General features: G+C 63.1%; 22 protein-coding genes. 9 read left to right on the top strand and 13 right to left on the bottom strand.

What is annotated here, in order from left to right; genetic code table 11:
- Nucleotides 1-18: 18 nt before the first annotated feature.
- The 4 genes from BOQ54_RS19635 to BOQ54_RS03265 form a co-directional block, all read right to left on the bottom strand.
- Nucleotides 19-720 (bottom strand): hypothetical protein, encoded by a 702-nt coding sequence (locus BOQ54_RS19635; RefSeq protein ID WP_145979717.1) that lies wholly within the window; start codon nucleotides 718-720, stop codon nucleotides 19-21.
- Nucleotides 721-816: 96 nt separating this feature from the next.
- Nucleotides 817-1,002 carry a hypothetical protein gene (locus BOQ54_RS19630; protein WP_145979716.1) on the bottom strand — a complete coding sequence of 62 codons (186 nt, stop codon included), beginning with the start codon at nucleotides 1,000-1,002 and terminating at the stop codon, nucleotides 817-819.
- The gene (locus BOQ54_RS03270; RefSeq protein ID WP_210187192.1) at nucleotides 999-1,619 is read right to left on the bottom strand and encodes an acyl-homoserine-lactone synthase; all 621 of its coding nucleotides are present in this window, start codon (nucleotides 1,617-1,619) and stop codon (nucleotides 999-1,001) included. The genes BOQ54_RS19630 and BOQ54_RS03270 overlap by 4 nt, the downstream gene beginning before the upstream one ends.
- Nucleotides 1,620-1,715: 96 nt before the next feature.
- Entirely contained in the window at nucleotides 1,716-2,465 is a 750-nt protein-coding gene (locus BOQ54_RS03265) for a helix-turn-helix transcriptional regulator (RefSeq protein WP_071923260.1), read from the bottom strand.
- Between the two features lie 116 nt (nucleotides 2,466-2,581).
- Here BOQ54_RS03265 and BOQ54_RS03260 point away from each other — a divergent pair, with 116 nt between their 5' ends.
- From BOQ54_RS03260 to BOQ54_RS03235, 6 genes are all read left to right on the top strand, one after another.
- A complete protein-coding gene (locus BOQ54_RS03260) occupies nucleotides 2,582-3,235 on the top strand; it encodes a ParA family protein (RefSeq protein WP_071923259.1) in 654 nt (217 codons plus the stop codon).
- A gap of 1 nt (nucleotide 3,236) precedes the next feature.
- On the top strand, nucleotides 3,237-3,464 hold the full coding sequence (locus tag BOQ54_RS03255) for a hypothetical protein (protein ID WP_071923258.1): 228 nt from the start codon (nucleotides 3,237-3,239) through the stop codon (nucleotides 3,462-3,464).
- A gap of 122 nt (nucleotides 3,465-3,586) precedes the next feature.
- Complete coding sequence (locus BOQ54_RS03250; RefSeq protein ID WP_210187191.1) at nucleotides 3,587-5,332, top strand: type IV secretory system conjugative DNA transfer family protein; 1,746 nt, start codon at nucleotides 3,587-3,589, stop codon at nucleotides 5,330-5,332.
- 12 nt (nucleotides 5,333-5,344) lie between these two features.
- The gene (locus BOQ54_RS03245) at nucleotides 5,345-5,737 is read left to right on the top strand and encodes a hypothetical protein (protein ID WP_210187190.1); all 393 of its coding nucleotides are present in this window, start codon (nucleotides 5,345-5,347) and stop codon (nucleotides 5,735-5,737) included.
- Nucleotides 5,738-5,786: 49 nt separating this feature from the next.
- Nucleotides 5,787-6,038 carry an AbrB/MazE/SpoVT family DNA-binding domain-containing protein gene (locus BOQ54_RS03240; RefSeq protein ID WP_071923255.1) on the top strand — a complete coding sequence of 84 codons (252 nt, stop codon included), beginning with the start codon at nucleotides 5,787-5,789 and terminating at the stop codon, nucleotides 6,036-6,038.
- Entirely contained in the window at nucleotides 6,032-6,364 is a 333-nt protein-coding gene (locus tag BOQ54_RS03235; protein ID WP_245316278.1) for a type II toxin-antitoxin system PemK/MazF family toxin, read from the top strand. The genes BOQ54_RS03240 and BOQ54_RS03235 overlap by 7 nt, the downstream gene beginning before the upstream one ends.
- Nucleotides 6,365-6,370: 6 nt before the next feature.
- Here the strand turns inward: BOQ54_RS03235 and BOQ54_RS03230 are convergent, their stop codons facing one another.
- The 9 genes from BOQ54_RS03230 to BOQ54_RS03185 all read right to left on the bottom strand — a co-directional run bounded on the left by BOQ54_RS03230 (nucleotide 6,371) and on the right by BOQ54_RS03185 (nucleotide 13,439).
- A complete protein-coding gene (locus tag BOQ54_RS03230; protein ID WP_071923253.1) occupies nucleotides 6,371-6,745 on the bottom strand; it encodes a HepT-like ribonuclease domain-containing protein in 375 nt (124 codons plus the stop codon).
- Nucleotides 6,745-7,194, bottom strand: coding sequence for a type II toxin-antitoxin system ParD family antitoxin (locus tag BOQ54_RS20180; protein ID WP_083585887.1), 450 nt, complete (start codon nucleotides 7,192-7,194; stop codon nucleotides 6,745-6,747). The genes BOQ54_RS03230 and BOQ54_RS20180 overlap by 1 nt, the downstream gene beginning before the upstream one ends.
- Before the next feature lie 104 nt (nucleotides 7,195-7,298).
- Complete coding sequence (locus tag BOQ54_RS03215) at nucleotides 7,299-7,916, bottom strand: plasmid pRiA4b ORF-3 family protein (protein WP_071923252.1); 618 nt, start codon at nucleotides 7,914-7,916, stop codon at nucleotides 7,299-7,301.
- A 77-nt stretch (nucleotides 7,917-7,993) separates the two neighbouring features.
- Complete coding sequence (locus BOQ54_RS03210) at nucleotides 7,994-9,694, bottom strand: relaxase/mobilization nuclease domain-containing protein (RefSeq protein ID WP_071923251.1); 1,701 nt, start codon at nucleotides 9,692-9,694, stop codon at nucleotides 7,994-7,996.
- A complete protein-coding gene (locus tag BOQ54_RS03205) occupies nucleotides 9,684-10,235 on the bottom strand; it encodes a plasmid mobilization protein (RefSeq protein ID WP_071923250.1) in 552 nt (183 codons plus the stop codon). Before BOQ54_RS03205 ends, BOQ54_RS03210 begins: the two co-directional genes overlap by 11 nt.
- Before the next feature lie 498 nt (nucleotides 10,236-10,733).
- Complete coding sequence (locus BOQ54_RS03200; RefSeq protein ID WP_071923249.1) at nucleotides 10,734-10,964, bottom strand: hypothetical protein; 231 nt, start codon at nucleotides 10,962-10,964, stop codon at nucleotides 10,734-10,736.
- Nucleotides 10,965-11,530: 566 nt separating this feature from the next.
- On the bottom strand, nucleotides 11,531-11,896 hold the full coding sequence (locus BOQ54_RS03195; RefSeq protein WP_071923248.1) for a phosphoglycerate kinase: 366 nt from the start codon (nucleotides 11,894-11,896) through the stop codon (nucleotides 11,531-11,533).
- 284 nt (nucleotides 11,897-12,180) lie between these two features.
- Nucleotides 12,181-12,375: a hypothetical protein gene (locus tag BOQ54_RS03190; protein WP_071923247.1), complete on the bottom strand. Its 195-nt coding sequence runs from the start codon at nucleotides 12,373-12,375 to the stop codon at nucleotides 12,181-12,183.
- Between the two features lie 236 nt (nucleotides 12,376-12,611).
- On the bottom strand, nucleotides 12,612-13,439 hold the full coding sequence (locus BOQ54_RS03185) for a hypothetical protein (protein WP_071923246.1): 828 nt from the start codon (nucleotides 13,437-13,439) through the stop codon (nucleotides 12,612-12,614).
- Nucleotides 13,440-13,728: 289 nt separating this feature from the next.
- Between BOQ54_RS03185 and BOQ54_RS03180 the strand changes: the two genes are divergently transcribed.
- Genes BOQ54_RS03180 through BOQ54_RS19625 form a run of 3 tightly spaced genes read left to right on the top strand, consistent with a single transcriptional unit; the run spans nucleotide 13,729 to nucleotide 14,891 of the window.
- Nucleotides 13,729-13,965 (top strand): hypothetical protein, encoded by a 237-nt coding sequence (locus tag BOQ54_RS03180; protein ID WP_071923245.1) that lies wholly within the window; start codon nucleotides 13,729-13,731, stop codon nucleotides 13,963-13,965.
- Between the two features lie 3 nt (nucleotides 13,966-13,968).
- Nucleotides 13,969-14,340: a DUF995 domain-containing protein gene (locus tag BOQ54_RS03175; RefSeq protein ID WP_071923244.1), complete on the top strand. Its 372-nt coding sequence runs from the start codon at nucleotides 13,969-13,971 to the stop codon at nucleotides 14,338-14,340.
- 5 nt (nucleotides 14,341-14,345) lie between these two features.
- On the top strand, nucleotides 14,346-14,891 hold the full coding sequence (locus tag BOQ54_RS19625) for a hypothetical protein (RefSeq protein ID WP_145979715.1): 546 nt from the start codon (nucleotides 14,346-14,348) through the stop codon (nucleotides 14,889-14,891).
- Nucleotides 14,892-14,915: the final 24 nt, after the last annotated feature.

Genomic DNA, 14,915 nt, shown 5'->3' with positions numbered 1-14,915 from the left:
CTGTCGGGCGCCGCTCTATCAGTGCCTTAACCGCCGCAGGTTCTCGATGTGTGGCTCCATTCTGGCAAGGACATTTTTTGTCCCATCTGGCGAAAGCCACCAATCGCCACGCTCAGAGATTTTGGCTCTCAGACATAGTCCGTCGAACTGGGCAAGCTCTTCAGGGGACGGTTCGTGGCCAAAATATTCCTTGGCAAGCATCTCACGATTGCTTGCATATCCGCCATAACTGTAGATTGTTACTGAATTGAGGTTCTTGAGTTCGAGTACCACCTCATTCTGTGATCCCCCATATTGTCCAATACCGCTACCAAATCCAACTATCTCACCTTTGTGCGTGTCAACGGCCGCCAAGAATGCCGAATCTGCATAAATCTCGACAAGGTTGAGAACGACACTATCCGCTGGTGGCACGATCTCGAAGATTACGCCTTGAAGCCCCTCTGGCGGAACTCCACCTTTAAATGCCTTTGCAGTGGAAAGGTCGGACGTCCAGGAAGCGATCGTTTCTGGCAAGGCATTCTCCGCCAGGAGCTGCCAAACACGATCCTTTTCGTGAGCCTCCTGCCGATAGCAAGGCCCGGAGAAGATACGGAATCGCTCTGGCAGCGTCAGAGCGACATCCTGGAGCTTCGCACCTCTCCTGACCTTCTGCTTGTGATCGCCACCACGTTGCCAATCATTGATGGCTTGCAGGACTTCCAAAGTAAATTGGGTCAATCAACACATCTCCTTATTGGTTCCCATTTCGCGACGATTATCGGGAAGGAAAGAAGGGCGACAACTGGTTCCGTCCTTCTCAGAAGGATCATACCCTCAACAACGATCGTTGTTGCGAGGCATTTCTACTGCCTCCAGAGCCGCTGCGGTTTCGTCGAAACCACTCCGTCGCGCCTCATCCGCCAGATAGCGTATGCACCAGGCCAGCCTGTCGGCTTCGATGCGGGAGGGCCGTTCGCCGGCCTGTGGCGGCGACGCCGGCCATTCGGTGTCGTATGTCATGCCGCAATCCTCCCCTGATCGATCTCGTCCAGGTTGGCGATGATCGGCGCGGCGGAGCCAGCCCGCTCGCGGACCCGCCCGAGGTAGGCCAGAGACACCTCCAGCCATTCGGCAGCCGCAGTGTCCGTGCCGGTCTCCATCGTTCCACCTAGGCGAACGGGATTCCAGCCGGCGCGGCGCATGATGGGCTCCATGCGGATGTCGGATACCGACACATAGCCGCGCAAACCGGTGAACAGCCCAAACTCCAGCATGCCCGCCATCAGGATTGCGGCGATGTTCGCCGGCGCTGTGGCCTGGTCTGCACAGAAGCGGGTGCTCTCCCATATGTCAGGCGCGCGGGGTGGCTCGCCGTCCACCAGCTCCGGGAACACGTCGGCCAGAAGGTAGGGGCAGGTCGTCGGCAGAAGCCGGGTGCAGGCGTTCACGCGGCCGTCGGCGGCGTAGTGAACCAAATAATGCGCCTCGGGCAGGTCGAACTGGTCGATCTCCAACCCGTTGACAACAGTGACGCTCCAACCAAGCCGCTCGCTGAAGACCGCGCGGCGAAGCTGGTGCATGGATGCGAGCGCATCCCAGTGCAGGTGTGCATTCTCTTTCGTTATGATGTGAAGCAATGGCTTTCCTCCCAATGTGTTTGGGAGCATTGAGCCAGAGAAAGACGCGCCTGCCATCCTGTCAACCTCCACAGGTTACTGGCGAGTAAAGCGCTTTCAGGGAGTGATGATGCCTTCCATGATCGCCTTCATCACGGCGTGATAGACGTTCGCCACGCCCATCTTGGCGCGGACGTTGGCGAGGTGGAAATAGACCGTGCGCTCCGATATCCCGAGTATCTGCGCGGTCTGCCAGGCGGATTTCCCGGCAGCGGTCCAGAGCAGGCATTCCCGCTCGCGCGGCGTCAGGCTGACGGTGATGCGCCCCATGCGGCCGAGCGCGAGCAGCTCGCGGGCATGATTGTGGAAGGCCAGCGAAAGCAGATGCACATCCTGCCCGACGGTTGACATCAGTCGGTCCAGACCGTTCGCGCCGTGGTCGGAAACCATGGACGCCATCGCAAGCGCCCCTCGCGCGCCATGGATTGGGATGCCGACGCCTTCCCCGACCCCGAACTCGGTGGCTTCTGCGAACAGGCGCCGTTGTTCCTGCGACGGTTCGATGCCGAATGACATGGCGCTCCATGTAAAGGGCGCGACCTGCAACGGTCCATTCTGGATCACCGGATCGATGCGGTGATAGCCGTTGTCGATGTAGTGGTTGTACCAGGCATCGGAGAAGGTTGTGAGGATGAGCGGCTTCTCGTCCGGCAGAGCATCAGTGCGAATGACCTGGTAGGCCCATTCCCGGAATCCGAGGTCCCAGAGCGCCTTCGAGAATGCTGCTTCGAGGGACGCCACATCCTCGACATGGCGTATCTGGTCAAGGAAGGCGATGACGGTTGGCCGAATGCGTGGCTCCTCCAAGTACTGTATTTTGCAAATACTTATGCGCGTCAGCGAAAGTGCGTGAAATAACGATTTCCATATGTCATGATTTCCTCAATTCGTCCTTTCAACAAAAACAACAAGAAAGATCGGACATGACTCTCTTCATTGGAATCGTCTCTCAGAAAGGTGGCGTCGGCAAAAGCACGCTGGCGCGGCTCATCGCCCGCGAGTACGCGCTTGCCGGTTGGAACGTGAAGATCGCGGACCTCGATATCCAACAAGGCACCAGCTTCAGCTGGCAGGCACGGCGTCTTCAGCGCGCGGTCGAGCCGGTGGTCGCGGTCGAGCGCTTCGGCACCGTCGGCCAGGCCGTGAAGGCGGCGACAGGCTATGATCTGATGATCCTCGACGGCCCGCCGCACGCGACGATGGGCACACTTCATATCGCCGAAGCGAGCACTCTCGTCGTGCTGCCCACTGGACTTGCCCTGGACGACCTCGAACCGACCGTCCTGCTGGCGCATGAGCTGACCCGGAAAGGGATACCGGCCGAGAAGATCGTCGTGGCCTTCTGCCGCGTCGGCGACAGCGAAGGCGAACTTGCCGAGGCCAGCGCCTATGTGCGGCAGGCGGGCTACCGTTCTCTGGTCCACGTCCTGCCCGAGAAGACCGGGTTCCGCCGCGCCAGCGACGAAGGCCGCGCGCCGACGGAAACGCGCTTCCCGTCGCTCAACGAGCGGGCGGAAGCCATCGCCCAGGAGATCGCCGAGCTGATGCAGGCGCGCAGCAACAGGGAGGCCGCCTGAGATGACGAAGATTCTTCCACCTCAGCGGACGAGCAAGGGGCTGCCGCCCGCTCCGGTTCAGGTCGTCCACAACCTCGATCGTGCTGAGGCCGGCGCCCTGAAGCCGCTCAACTTCAAGGTCAGCCCCGAGTTTCACCGCGAGTTCAAAGCCTATGCGGCGGTGCACGGCGTCTCGATGCTGGACTTGCTGAAGGAGGGCTTCGATTTGGTGAAACAGCGGCGCGGATGAAGAAATAACGAAATCGCCATATAGGTATTTCTTCCGGAAATTCAAGCTGTAAGGGTTGACAGGTTTTCCTGCAAACCATCGATGCCAATATTTGTATCAGGAAGGCGTTGCCGACTCCTCATTTGGCAAAGTCGTCAACTGGGAATGCGACGAACGGAGCCGGCAACACTTCCATTATTGCTCCGATCGCAAACAATTTCCACACGTCAGCCAAAGTAATTTTTCGCCGCCCCATAAACCCTTGGCAAAGTCAACTACCAAGGGAATGCACCATGGGGCATTTATGTCTTCTGTGGCGTCTCGTCAGGCTTGTCCTCGTCGAGCTGCCAATCTGCCTGCTCATCGCAGCGCTCATCTGGACCATCATCGACAATCTGACCATCGGCGCCGACCGGCTGGTGGTGCTGGGCACGACGGGAGCCGCGGCCTTCGCGGCGATCCTCTTTTTCGCCTATCGTCTGTCTCGAAAGCCGTCCGACGCGCATGGCTCGGCGGCATTTGCGACGACAGGTGACATCCGCAGCGCAGGCTTGCGCTCTCGCGGCGTGATCCTGGGCAAGAAGGGCGGACGGTTTATCCGTTTCGGCAAACCTGGCCACCTCCTCACCTTCGCGCCGACGCGCTCGGGTAAGGGCATCGGTGTCGTCATCCCCAACCTGCTCGATCATCCGGGCTCGGTGGTGGTGACCGACATCAAGGGCGAGAACTACCGCATCACCGCCCGCCATCGCGGCACGCTCGGGCCGGTGCACGCCTTCGCGCCCTTCGATCCCGGCATCGAGAGCGCTTCCTACAACGCGGTCGAGTTTATCCGCGCCGGCACCGTCAACGACGTGGACGACGCGCGGCTGATCGCGGAAATGGTCATCGCGCCCGAAGGGCATGAACCAAACCACTGGGAGCAAGAGGCACGGGTGCTGGTCACCGGCCTGCTGCTCCATATCGCCCTCGACATGCCGCCGCACCGGCGCAACCTGCGCGAACTCCGCGTTCTCCTGATGCGCTCGCGCGAGAAGTTCGACGCCGTGCTCGCCCACATGGGCGACAGCAAGCACCCCATCGTCCAGCGCATCGCTGACGGCTTCTCGCAGAAGGAGCCAAAGGAGCGGTCGGCCGTCGTCTCGACGGCTCAGACGCGCACGGCGGTGTTCGACAGCCCTCAGCTCGCGGCGATCACCAACCATTCGACCTTCCGGCTCGAAGACCTGAAGAACGGCGTCATGTCGATCTTCCTGATCGTTCCGCCGGAATACGCGACAGTCTACCAGCCCTTCCTGCGGCTCATGGTCGGGCTGACCACGGCCGCCATGACGCGCAACAAGCGTGTGCCACGGCATCCGGTGCTGTTCCTGCTGGACGAGCTGCCGACGCTCGGCTCGATGCGGCCAATCGAGGACGGGATCGGCTACCTCGCGGGCTACGGCGCGCATCTGTGGCTGTTCGTTCAGGACCTCGACCAGCTCCAGAGCACCTACCGTAAATGGCGCTCGATGATCGCCAACTGCGCGGTGCGGCAAGCTTTCAACGTGCAGGACAGCGACACGGCGCAACTCCTCTCCGCTATGCTTGGCAAGCGCACGATCCCCGTCACCAGCGGCGGCAAGAGCGGACGGCTGCCGTTCCTCACCTTCGCCTCGACCTACAGCGAGCATCAGAGCGAGATCGGTCGCCCGCTGCTGGCGCCGTCCGAAATCATGCTGCTGCCAGAGAGCTGCCAGCTCCTGTTCGTGCAGGGCTGCCGGCCGATCCTGGCGCAGAAGCTCCGCTATTTCGAGGAGCGCGCCTTCAAGGGCCGCTGGACGCCGTGGCGGATGGAAGCGGCGGAGGACGACCCCGGCGCGCTCATCTCCGCCGACATGATGAAATAACGAAAGGATGAAATGATGAAGCCGTTCAATCACGATATCGGCGGGTATGCCTTCCTCGGCCTGCTCGTTGCCACGGCCTGGGCCATCCCGCTCGCCGTGTTCCTGCACCGCGACGCCCATGGGAGCGCGATGGAGTTGCCGCGATGCGACGAGGCGCGTTCGCTCGATCAGGTGCGCGAGGCGCTCGAAGAGCAGGGTGGCCAAGCCGTTCTTGGCCTCTTTGACGCAACCGAGCTGCGGCGCGGCGCCATTGGGGATTACCGGCGCTGCCTCGCCAAGGTGGTGACTACCGCCGGGGAGGCACACATCGGCTTCGCCATCGGCTGGCACGACCGCCGGAACGCCATCCCGTTCTGGACCGGCGACCGGCTGCCCCCGTCGCCGCTGGACAGGGCGAACCATTGACATTCCCGGCTGAAGTAATTACATTGTAATTACATAGGAGGGCTTGGCCATGAAAGTGAACCTGATCCCGATCGGCAATTCCAAGGGCGTGCGGATTCCCAGCTCGGTCATCAAGGAATGCGGCTTCGGCGACCAGATCGAGATGCGCGTCGAGCACGGCATCGTCGTGCTGGCGCCCGCCCGTCGCACCAGAGATGGCTGGGACGGCGCGTTCGCGAGGATGGCCGCAGCCAAGGACGACACCCCGCTTGTCCCCGACACGATGGAGCATGACTGGGATAAGGAGGAATGGGAGTGGTAGCCGATGTCCGACGCTATGATGTGTATCTGGTGAACCTCGACCCGACGCTGGGCTCGGAGATCCAAAAGACGCGACCGTGCCTGGTCATTTCGCCGGACGAGATGAACCGGCACATCCGCACGGTCATCATCGCCCCCATGACCTCCGTGCGGCGTGACTACCCGACCCGCGTCGATGTCACCTTCCAACGGAAGAAGGGACAGGTCGTGCTCGACCAGATACGGACAGTGGACAAGGCGCGCCTTGCCAAGCATCTCGGGCGCCTGCCGGAGCCACGTTGCCGCGAGGTCGCCGACCTGCTCCAGCAGATGTTCGCCTACGAATAAGTCGCCTCAGAGACTCAAGTCCCTGTCCCGCGATTTCTCTCGCGCGAGTTCGCGACGGATGCGAATGACGGCAGCCTTGAGACGGGCCAAGTCTTTCTTGCAGGTTTCCCACAAGATGACCGGATGGCTGTCGTGGTAATCGTGACGCAGGATGTTCCCGATTCCGGCGATCGCCTTCCACTCGATCTCATTCTCCTTGGCCTTGAGCCGATCGGGAAGGCGGCGGCTCGCTTCGGAGATGATTTCGAGATTGCGCTCGACGAGCTGCTTGGCTCGCCTGTCGGACCGGAAGCTGTCGAAATCATGTCCGGCGATATCCTCCTCGATATTGGCGATCGCTTCGAGAAGATGGTCGGCGTAAAGCTTCGGGTCTTTCGCCATCAGAAGACGCTTTCGGCTTCGTTGAACACGCGGTCTCTGATGGTTGGCTCGATACCCTGCCGTGTCACGACATCGACCTTGCGGCCGATGCGTTCTTCGAGGAGGTTCTGGACGGACACGAGATCTACGAGACTGAAGCGGGCCTTCGGATCGACATCGACCAGGACGTCGATATCGCTGTCAGGCCGCGCATCCCCGCGGACCACCGACCCGAACAGCGCAAGAGACGTGATCCCCTTCTCGCGGAGCGGCCCTTCCAGCGCCGCGAGTTGCGCATGAAGCTCCTCCTTGCGAGGCGGGCGGGCGTGCTGGGCTACCTCTGAAGCGCCATCCCGTTCGACAAGGAGGCGCAACCCTTCGCGGATCACCTCGCTGGCATTGCTGTACAGCCCGGACGCGACCTTGCGTCGGACGAACTCTTCCAGCTTCGATGTCAGCGAGACGTTCATCGGCCCATACCTCTCCAAGCAAAAGGATAGGCACGATGTCCAATAATGTCAATCTTTGTTACTTCTGCTCAGCGAGACGCCGGGCCTGAGCGCCTCAAGCAACATCACGCCGCGTCAAAGCCCCAGCCGCGCTCCCGGTACAACGCACACAGAGCCCCAATCAGCGCGTTTGCCTGCGACAAGCTGAAGACCCCCGGGTCGAAGCCGCCTGCCCAATCCACGATGTCCCGGTGTTCCGGGTGGTCGGGATCGGCCAGCGCGTCCAGAAACTCAGGATAGCGATAGACGCCGCCGCAGTCCTCCGGCGGACAGGCGCGCTCTCCGGCGATGCAGCGCGGCGAGAAATGGCGCACAGAGGCGGGAGCGGCGATATCCTCGACCGTGACAAGGTGCTTCCAGTTGTCGCCGAAATCGTAGATGTAGAGGAACTCCATTCCCTTCGTAAGGATTTTCGCCAGCGTTTGCTTCCGCTCGTCCGCATAGCCGTCCTCCGGCCCGATCCTGTCATCTTCCGGCACCTCGAAACGCTTTCCGTCGATTTCGAACATGTGCAGGTGGTAGTCCTGCCAGCCCATGGCGCCTTGAAGGACCGCATGAAGCTCCCGCAGCGTCAGCGTGGCCGGAACAATGATGCGGCGCCAGATTTCCGGCTCGATGCCGATGATCTGAACCTTGATCTGAAATGCCGTGGTCGCGGCGGCGGGCTTCTTCTTGCTGGGCATACTCGGCTCCCCCTCTGTTATCGCCATCTAGTCTATCGGTTTTCAAAGCATTCGACGAAACGCCGCGACACCAACGATCAGTATTTGTCGAAGAGATCGAGGTCGAGCCCAAACGCCCGGCCTCGCTCGCGTTTGCGCTCCCGTTCAAGACGCTTCTCCTTCGCCACGCGCCATGCCCGATGGAGCTGCTCCCGCCGCTCGTCGGCGAGGCGGCTGCGCTCGATAGCGCGTTCGGTCACCCGCGAGAGAGCGCGTGCCCGCGCCTTGATCTTCTCCAGCATGGTCTCGCGCAGCATCTGCGGCGAGCCTGCGACATGCTGGAGAAGTTCGTATTCGCGCACGGCAAGCTTCACCCGCTGGCGGGCGCGCTCGATCTCGGCGCGGGTGTGTTCCAGCCGGTTCTTCGCATCACGCCAGCGCTGGCGGCGCTCGACGATGTAGCGGAAATACCGCTTGGCCTCCCGCCGGTCGGCCGTGCGGGTGTCGCCCAGCCGGATGCCCCGCACCGCGCCGAGGATGAACGGGTCCTTCTCGATCATCCGCTCGGCGTCGCGGATGCCGAACTTCTCCTCCAGGTCATCCCAGATCGCCCGTGCTTTGGCAGCGTCCCGGTAGACCTTGCCCAGAATCTCGTCGAGGCTGCGGCTGCGCTTGCCAAGCCATGCCTCATCCCGGTGCACCTGCTTCTCGTTGAAGGCTTGCTGGCGTTCGGCGTAGCGCACCTTGCCGGCGGCAGAGCGATAGGACGCCTCGATCTGGCTCCAGTAGCGGAACTCCATGTCGGCCTGGTCGAAGCGCCGCACAGCGGCCTCGGCTGAACCGCGCTCGGGCTCCTCGTCGAACATACCCTCCACCGTCCGCCGTTCGGCCGGGGCCATGCTGCTGGTGTCTGGGGCGCGATCCTCCTTGCCCCGTTCCCGCTCGGCGACACGGGCGGCGCGGCGGGCCATGTGGTCGTCGAAGCTCTCGCCGTAGCGTTCCTCCAGGACATGGAAGCGCACGCCCTTGCCCATGTCGGAGAGCTTGGCGAAGCGCTCACCGTCGGTGAGCACCAGGCCCTGCCCCTTGCGCTCCAGGGTGATGCCCTTGGCCGCGAGCCGTTCGGCCAGGTCATCCCAGTCGCGGGCGCGGATGAAGTCGTCCTTCAGGCGGCGGCGCAGGTCGGTGACGGCATCCTTCTCGAAGGGTCGCTGCGCCTCGCGTTCCTCGCGCCGGGCGCGCCAGTATTCGGCATCGGTCGGGGCCGGGCCGAAATCTTCCACCACCTCGCGGCCGAGCTGGCGCTCGTACTCGCGGTTGCGCAGGATGTTGAGGCCGTGCTCGCGCGCGAGCTCTTGCACGACGCCGGTGAGCCGCCGCCCGTCCTGATGCCGGTCGTAGGCAATGTGCTTCGTCGGGTGCACCCGGTTGACCAGGAAATGCAGGTGGGGGTGGTCGGTGTCGGTGTGGGAATAGACCAGGAGCTGGTGCTCGGTGAGCCCCATCCGCTCGATGACCTGCTGCGCCACGCGGCGCTTCAGCTCCGGCGTCACCTTCCCCGCCGCCGCGTCGTCGGGGTCGAACGTGACGATGAAGTGGTAGGCCGGCTGGCGGCATCGCGCCGACTTCTGGGCGGTGGCGTCCATGACGGCCGCCGCCGAGCGCGGATCGTCGGTATGCAGGTTGCGCCGTTCGACGAACTCCACCCGGTCGGGCGACAGGCCCTTCACCCGCCCGGCGAGATAGAGGACGGAAGCCCGGAAGCTCTCCGGCTGGCGGGCGGGCACCTTAAAGCGCATCCGGCCCGTCTCCCGGATCGGACGTGCCGTCGCCTGCCTTCGCCGGTCGCTTCACCGCCCGGTGGATCGGCTCCAGCACACGGCGGAGGATGGAGAGGGTTTCCTCGACCTGAGCCGCGTCCAGCGGCTTGCCCATGTTGGCGCGGCGGGCCATCGCGTTGACCATGTGCCCGGCGCCGTTGATCGCCTCCAGGTGCTCCTCGATGAGGGGTGTCAGCTCGTGGCGGTCGGTCACCCGCTCGACCAGCTCGCCACCGACATAGCGTGCCCATTGCGCGTAGGTCGGCTCGCCGGTGGCGTCCTCAAGCTGGGAGAGGTTCGTGGCGATGGACGACAGCTCGTAAAGCAGCGCCGCCATGACCCGGTCCTTGACCGGCTTCGGCTTCGGCCGCCGCCCCGTCAGGGTGGCGCGGGCATAGTCGGCGAGCGTCACGCCCGCCTCGGCTGCGCGGCGCCGCAGGTCGTACATCTCGGTCGGAGAGAGCCGAAGGTTCAGGACCTCGGAGCGCTTGCGCTGGGGATCGAGGGTTGGCCGTGCCATGGCTAGATGCCCCCTCTCCCAGTCGCCTCGCAGAGCAAGATGAGCTGCGCTTGAGACCCCGTCAGGGGGTCGAATGCGGGTGCTGTTGGGTGAAGAAAACTCCCGTCAGGCCGGACGGCGGAGCCGCGGCCGGTGTCGGGGCGGCAGCCTCGACGCGGGAGTTTTTGTAACACAACATCCATCTTGCCTCCCCCCTGTGACACGAAAACCCTCCCCCGCTTATGGGGTCGGTCCACAGGGTGGAGTGGATTCGGACTGACAGGTCAGATACTTAATGCCAATGATGGACAACGCGATACTAACCGCAATCGCCCGTCTCCACAAGCCACAACACCTGCCAGCGGCCACCAACACCATGTCGCTGCCGACACCCGGCACAGCGCCAGCCGGCGGACGGAGGCGCGACAGCGCCGTCGCGGCCGTCGAAAGATGCCGGCAGCCAGGCATGCGAAAACCCCGCCGGGTCGCACCGACGGGGTTCGCTCGGGCCGCCGTCGGTCAGGCGGCGTGGAACCAGTGCTCGCGCGCGTCGAACGGCCGGCGGGCGTCGATGATGCTCATGACGCAGCCGTTCGGGCTGAGGCCGCGCTCGAAAGCGGCGAGCACCGTGGCGTAGTCGTCGTCGGCCAGATCGGCGCCGGTCTCGATGAGGTGCAGGTCCTCCACGGTGATCAGGAACTCGTCCCAGGTCAGCTCGTAGTCGGTGTCGATGGTGTGCAGGGTGTTCATGGTTTGCCTCCTTCCGTTACTGTGGCCGCGACCGCGGCCTTCCATGGGCAACGTGAGGCGTCGGCAAGGGCGTCCAGCCGCACCCGAAGGGCGAAGCGCAGCGGCAGACGGCGAGGCCCGTCTTTCTTGGAGCGCAGCGACCGCGAGGAAGGCGCCAGCGGCGCCGGGGAAGAAAGTCGGGCAGCGCCGTTGCGGCAGACGCCGCCGACGCCAGTTTGCCCAGTTGGAAGGCCCGCATCGGTCGTGTGCCTCGGAAGGGGACAAGCCCCGCCCTGCATGCCTGACCGCCGACCCGCTGACCGTGAGGACGTCAGTCGCCGGGGTGACCTTCGCCTTCATAAGACCCGTGTCGGCCGACCGACGCCTGCGCCGGGGCCAGCTCGCCACGTCGCGCCTCGCAGACGCCGCTCGTCAGAAGCAGCGTCGCGCCAGCGGAGCCCGATGGGAGCCGCCCACGTCTGACCGCATGACGCACCGGCCGCCGACCCCGCGTCCGTCGAGGGGATACTGGCGGAAAACGCGGTCGAGGCCGCCCTTGGCGAGGGCGGCCTCGTTCCAAGCGGCGCTTACCACCACGAGGTGTAGAACACCGTCTTCCCTTCGGCGATGGCCGCGCGGGCCTTCTCGATGAAGGCAAGGTCGAGGTCGATCTCGTCGGGGCGCGAGGTGCCGAAGAAAAACCCCTCGGTGTGCGGCAGCGCCTGATGGCGAATGTCACGCTCCAGCCGATCGAGGTCGTCCGCGTCGAGAGCGACGTTCACGCAGTTGAAGTCGGCGTCCGTGCCGCCCTTGGCGCGATAAAGCTGTTCCATCCAGCCATGCAGGTTGGGGTGCTTGCGCCAGTAGGCGAGTTCGGTGGCGGTCTCGGTGGTGAAGTCCACCTCGGCCGTGATTGGCTCGGCGGTGGTGAAGGCGTACATATCCAGTCCCATGATGATCTCCTTTCGGTCGTTGGTTGCGCGTCCTGACGGACGCGACCGAAAGGGCGGGCGGCATGAGCCGCCGCCGTCCTGACCAACACGGGCGGGGCACCGACCCGCTGGTGCGGGCAGGTCATGGACGGCAAGGCGCCGCCTGCCAGGTACGCGGAACCTCCAAAGGACGGGCAACCGACCGGAAGGGATCGGGACTGGATGCCTGCGCCCTCCGCCGAAGAGCCACCGATCGGACACACGAAAAGCCCCCGCCGCCGAAGCGACGGGGGCGGAAGCCACCGTCAGTCGAGGCGGATGTCGAGCTGACCGTCGCCCTGCCATGGGCGCTCGGTGATGAGGTAGCCAAGGCGGTTGACGAAGTGGAAGCCGGACAGAAGGTAGAGGCCGTCGTCGTCATCGCTGCTGACGAGCGTCCAGACGCAAGCCGGGTCGGCCGCACGAACGGCATCGAGTTCGGGGCCGAAGGTCTCGAACATCAGCCCGCCGAAGGGCGCATCATTGCGGAGCGTGTTCAGGACGGGGCGGTCGGCGTCTTGGGAGACAGCCGCGCGAAATTTGATGCTTGGCTTGCTCCTCTGCTCGATAGACGACCGGAAACAACTTGAAGCCGGAAATAGGGAATCTACCCGATGATAGCCGCGATCGCACCCGCCTCCCATGCCAAGCATGGGACGGCGAAAAAGGCTCGCCGCAATGTCCGTGGAGAGCGCTCCTATTCTTCCACCCGGATCGTGATGGGGTCTTCGTAAAGCATGAACCGATGTTCTCCGGGGCGCGTGGCCGTGAACACGACCGCTCTTGCGGGTGTCGCTCCGCCACATGAGCGGCTGACGCGGTAGCCTACCCCTCCATCTGACCAAATGCCCGTGGCGAGTTCCGGCAGATACTCGAACACCTCTTCCCACGATGGTGGCTGCTCCCCGCAGCGTCCACGCTTGGCGTGGATCACAACCGACTCGCCTACCCTCACCTCGGAAAGCTCACGCCAGTAAATGCGCTGGTCAGTCATGTCGATCACACGCGGGCCGGGTTCGGGCCGCTTCCTTTGGATGGCCGAGCTTTCCGACACCTGCCAACCGCTCAATCCGATCATGCCGCCGCCAGCGGCCAACAACACAAGGGCGACGATACCGGCAATCTGCCAATGACGGACGCGGCGGGAAGCCGCAACAGGATGAGGCGGTGCTATCCTTTCGGGGGTTCCCGTGTGTCCGTTCGCGTCGCCGTTGTCCGGTTCGGTGGAAGGCTTGCGCCGCTGGGCATCTTCATAAAGCCGGTGCCAGTAAGGCAGCGCATCGTCCATGTCCTCCACTTGAAGCAGCAAGGTCAGGATGCGGAAGTTACGGCGGCTGGGGGTGTGTAACCCCCTGCGCCAGTTGTTCAGGCTTTTCAGCGCGCTTTCGTAAGCGCCGTCCGCCTTCTTCTTGGTCAGGTTACAGTATTCGCTGGCAATCCGGTCGTTATCGACATGGCCACGCTCGATGCACAAAGCATCGAACAGCTTCCACCATTCTGCAAAACTGGCGAACTTGTCCCCCATGCCGTCCCCTCACGCGGCTCTTTCCCTCCTTTCTAGCCAGACCGGGACTCCCGATCAAGCTCTTGAGAAGGATCACCTATTCGGCGCATTTTCCGATTTTTCCATGCCTTCCAACATTGCCGGTGACACCAGCCGGTAGCAGCCCTTATGAAAATATTCGGGCGACCCGTCGCACGGGTCGTAGTCGTGCGCCTGTTCGCATGAACAAACTTTACGGAAGCCGGGGGCACCCATGACCAACCAACACAAACCTTTCCTGCGGCCTGCCGCACTTCTCTTAGGAGGGCTTATGTTCACCGTGGCGGGGGCGTCCAGCGCACTTGCCTGCCGGGGTACGGCGGAATACCCGGACGTGGCGTCCCGGCTGGCCGCCGCCTCGTTGCCCGCCGACAGGAAAGCCGACCTTACCCGGCAACTCGAAAGGGGCCGCGCCTTGCACGACCGCGCCCATCAACAGAACGACACCGGAGCCATGCGGGAGTCGCTGACGATCCTCGACCGCATCAAAGCCGCGCTACCGAGGTAAACAATGATGTTCCCGAGCTTGTCACGCTGCGGCGCGGTCTTCGCCGCGCTTTTCATGCTGGGCCTGATGGCCTGCCAGACAGCAGCGGCCGATAACGGCAACCGTCTGACGGCTGATCAGGTGCGTAGCACCTTTGTTGGGCGGGCATGGAGTCAGGGAACAGGAACGTTCATGTTCTCGCGGGATGGCACCTATCGGTATGACGATAGCCGTATGAGCGCGCGGGGCACCTATCAGATTGCCAATGACGGCGTGCTCTGCACGACCAACAGCAATTCGGGCGTGCGGACTTGTTACACGTTCTACCGCGACGGCAACGGATACCGATACTGGCACGACCGCTCTGGCCGATACTGGCCAGCCTACCTGCGGTAAACGTGATGAGACTTCGTAGGATCGGCTCCTCCGCACTCTTACTGGCAGGCTTGCTCGTCGCAACACTTGCGCATGCGACGACGCCGGTGGTTCGCAGCTTCGATTTCCTTGAAGGCGACGAGTCCTTACTGATCGGAAAACTGCCCGATGCGGATATCCGCGCGGTCGCGGCCGGAGCGCCAATGTACGAGAGGATAGGATATCCGAAGGTTCTTTTGGCCACGCCGGAGTTCGGCTTGGGTCATCAATGGCTCGTCGTGATACTCGCGACCACAAACACATGTAATAGTCAAGGATGCAGTATCCGAATCCTTCATTCCGGCCCTGCTGGATATGTGACTGTAGCCGAAGTGATGGCGTCAGACGTCGCGTGGATCGATGACGGCAACGAACCACCCGCTCTGATCTTTCTGTCGGAAGCCGTAGAGGGAGCCCAAGAAACGGCAATCTGGCGGTGGAACGGATCAGCCTATGCATTCGACCAGCTCGGCGATGAAGCACTGATGGACGCCTATACGGACGCCATTACGGGAGCACAGAATCGGAATTGAGGAACTTATGAGCCATTCACGACG

The organism is Chelatococcus daeguensis, assembly GCF_001887265.1.
GTDB classification, from domain to species: domain Bacteria; phylum Pseudomonadota; class Alphaproteobacteria; order Rhizobiales; family Beijerinckiaceae; genus Chelatococcus_A; species Chelatococcus_A sambhunathii.
Note: the sequence above shows the minus strand (reverse complement) of the source record. Positions and strands in the feature narration are given on the sequence as shown.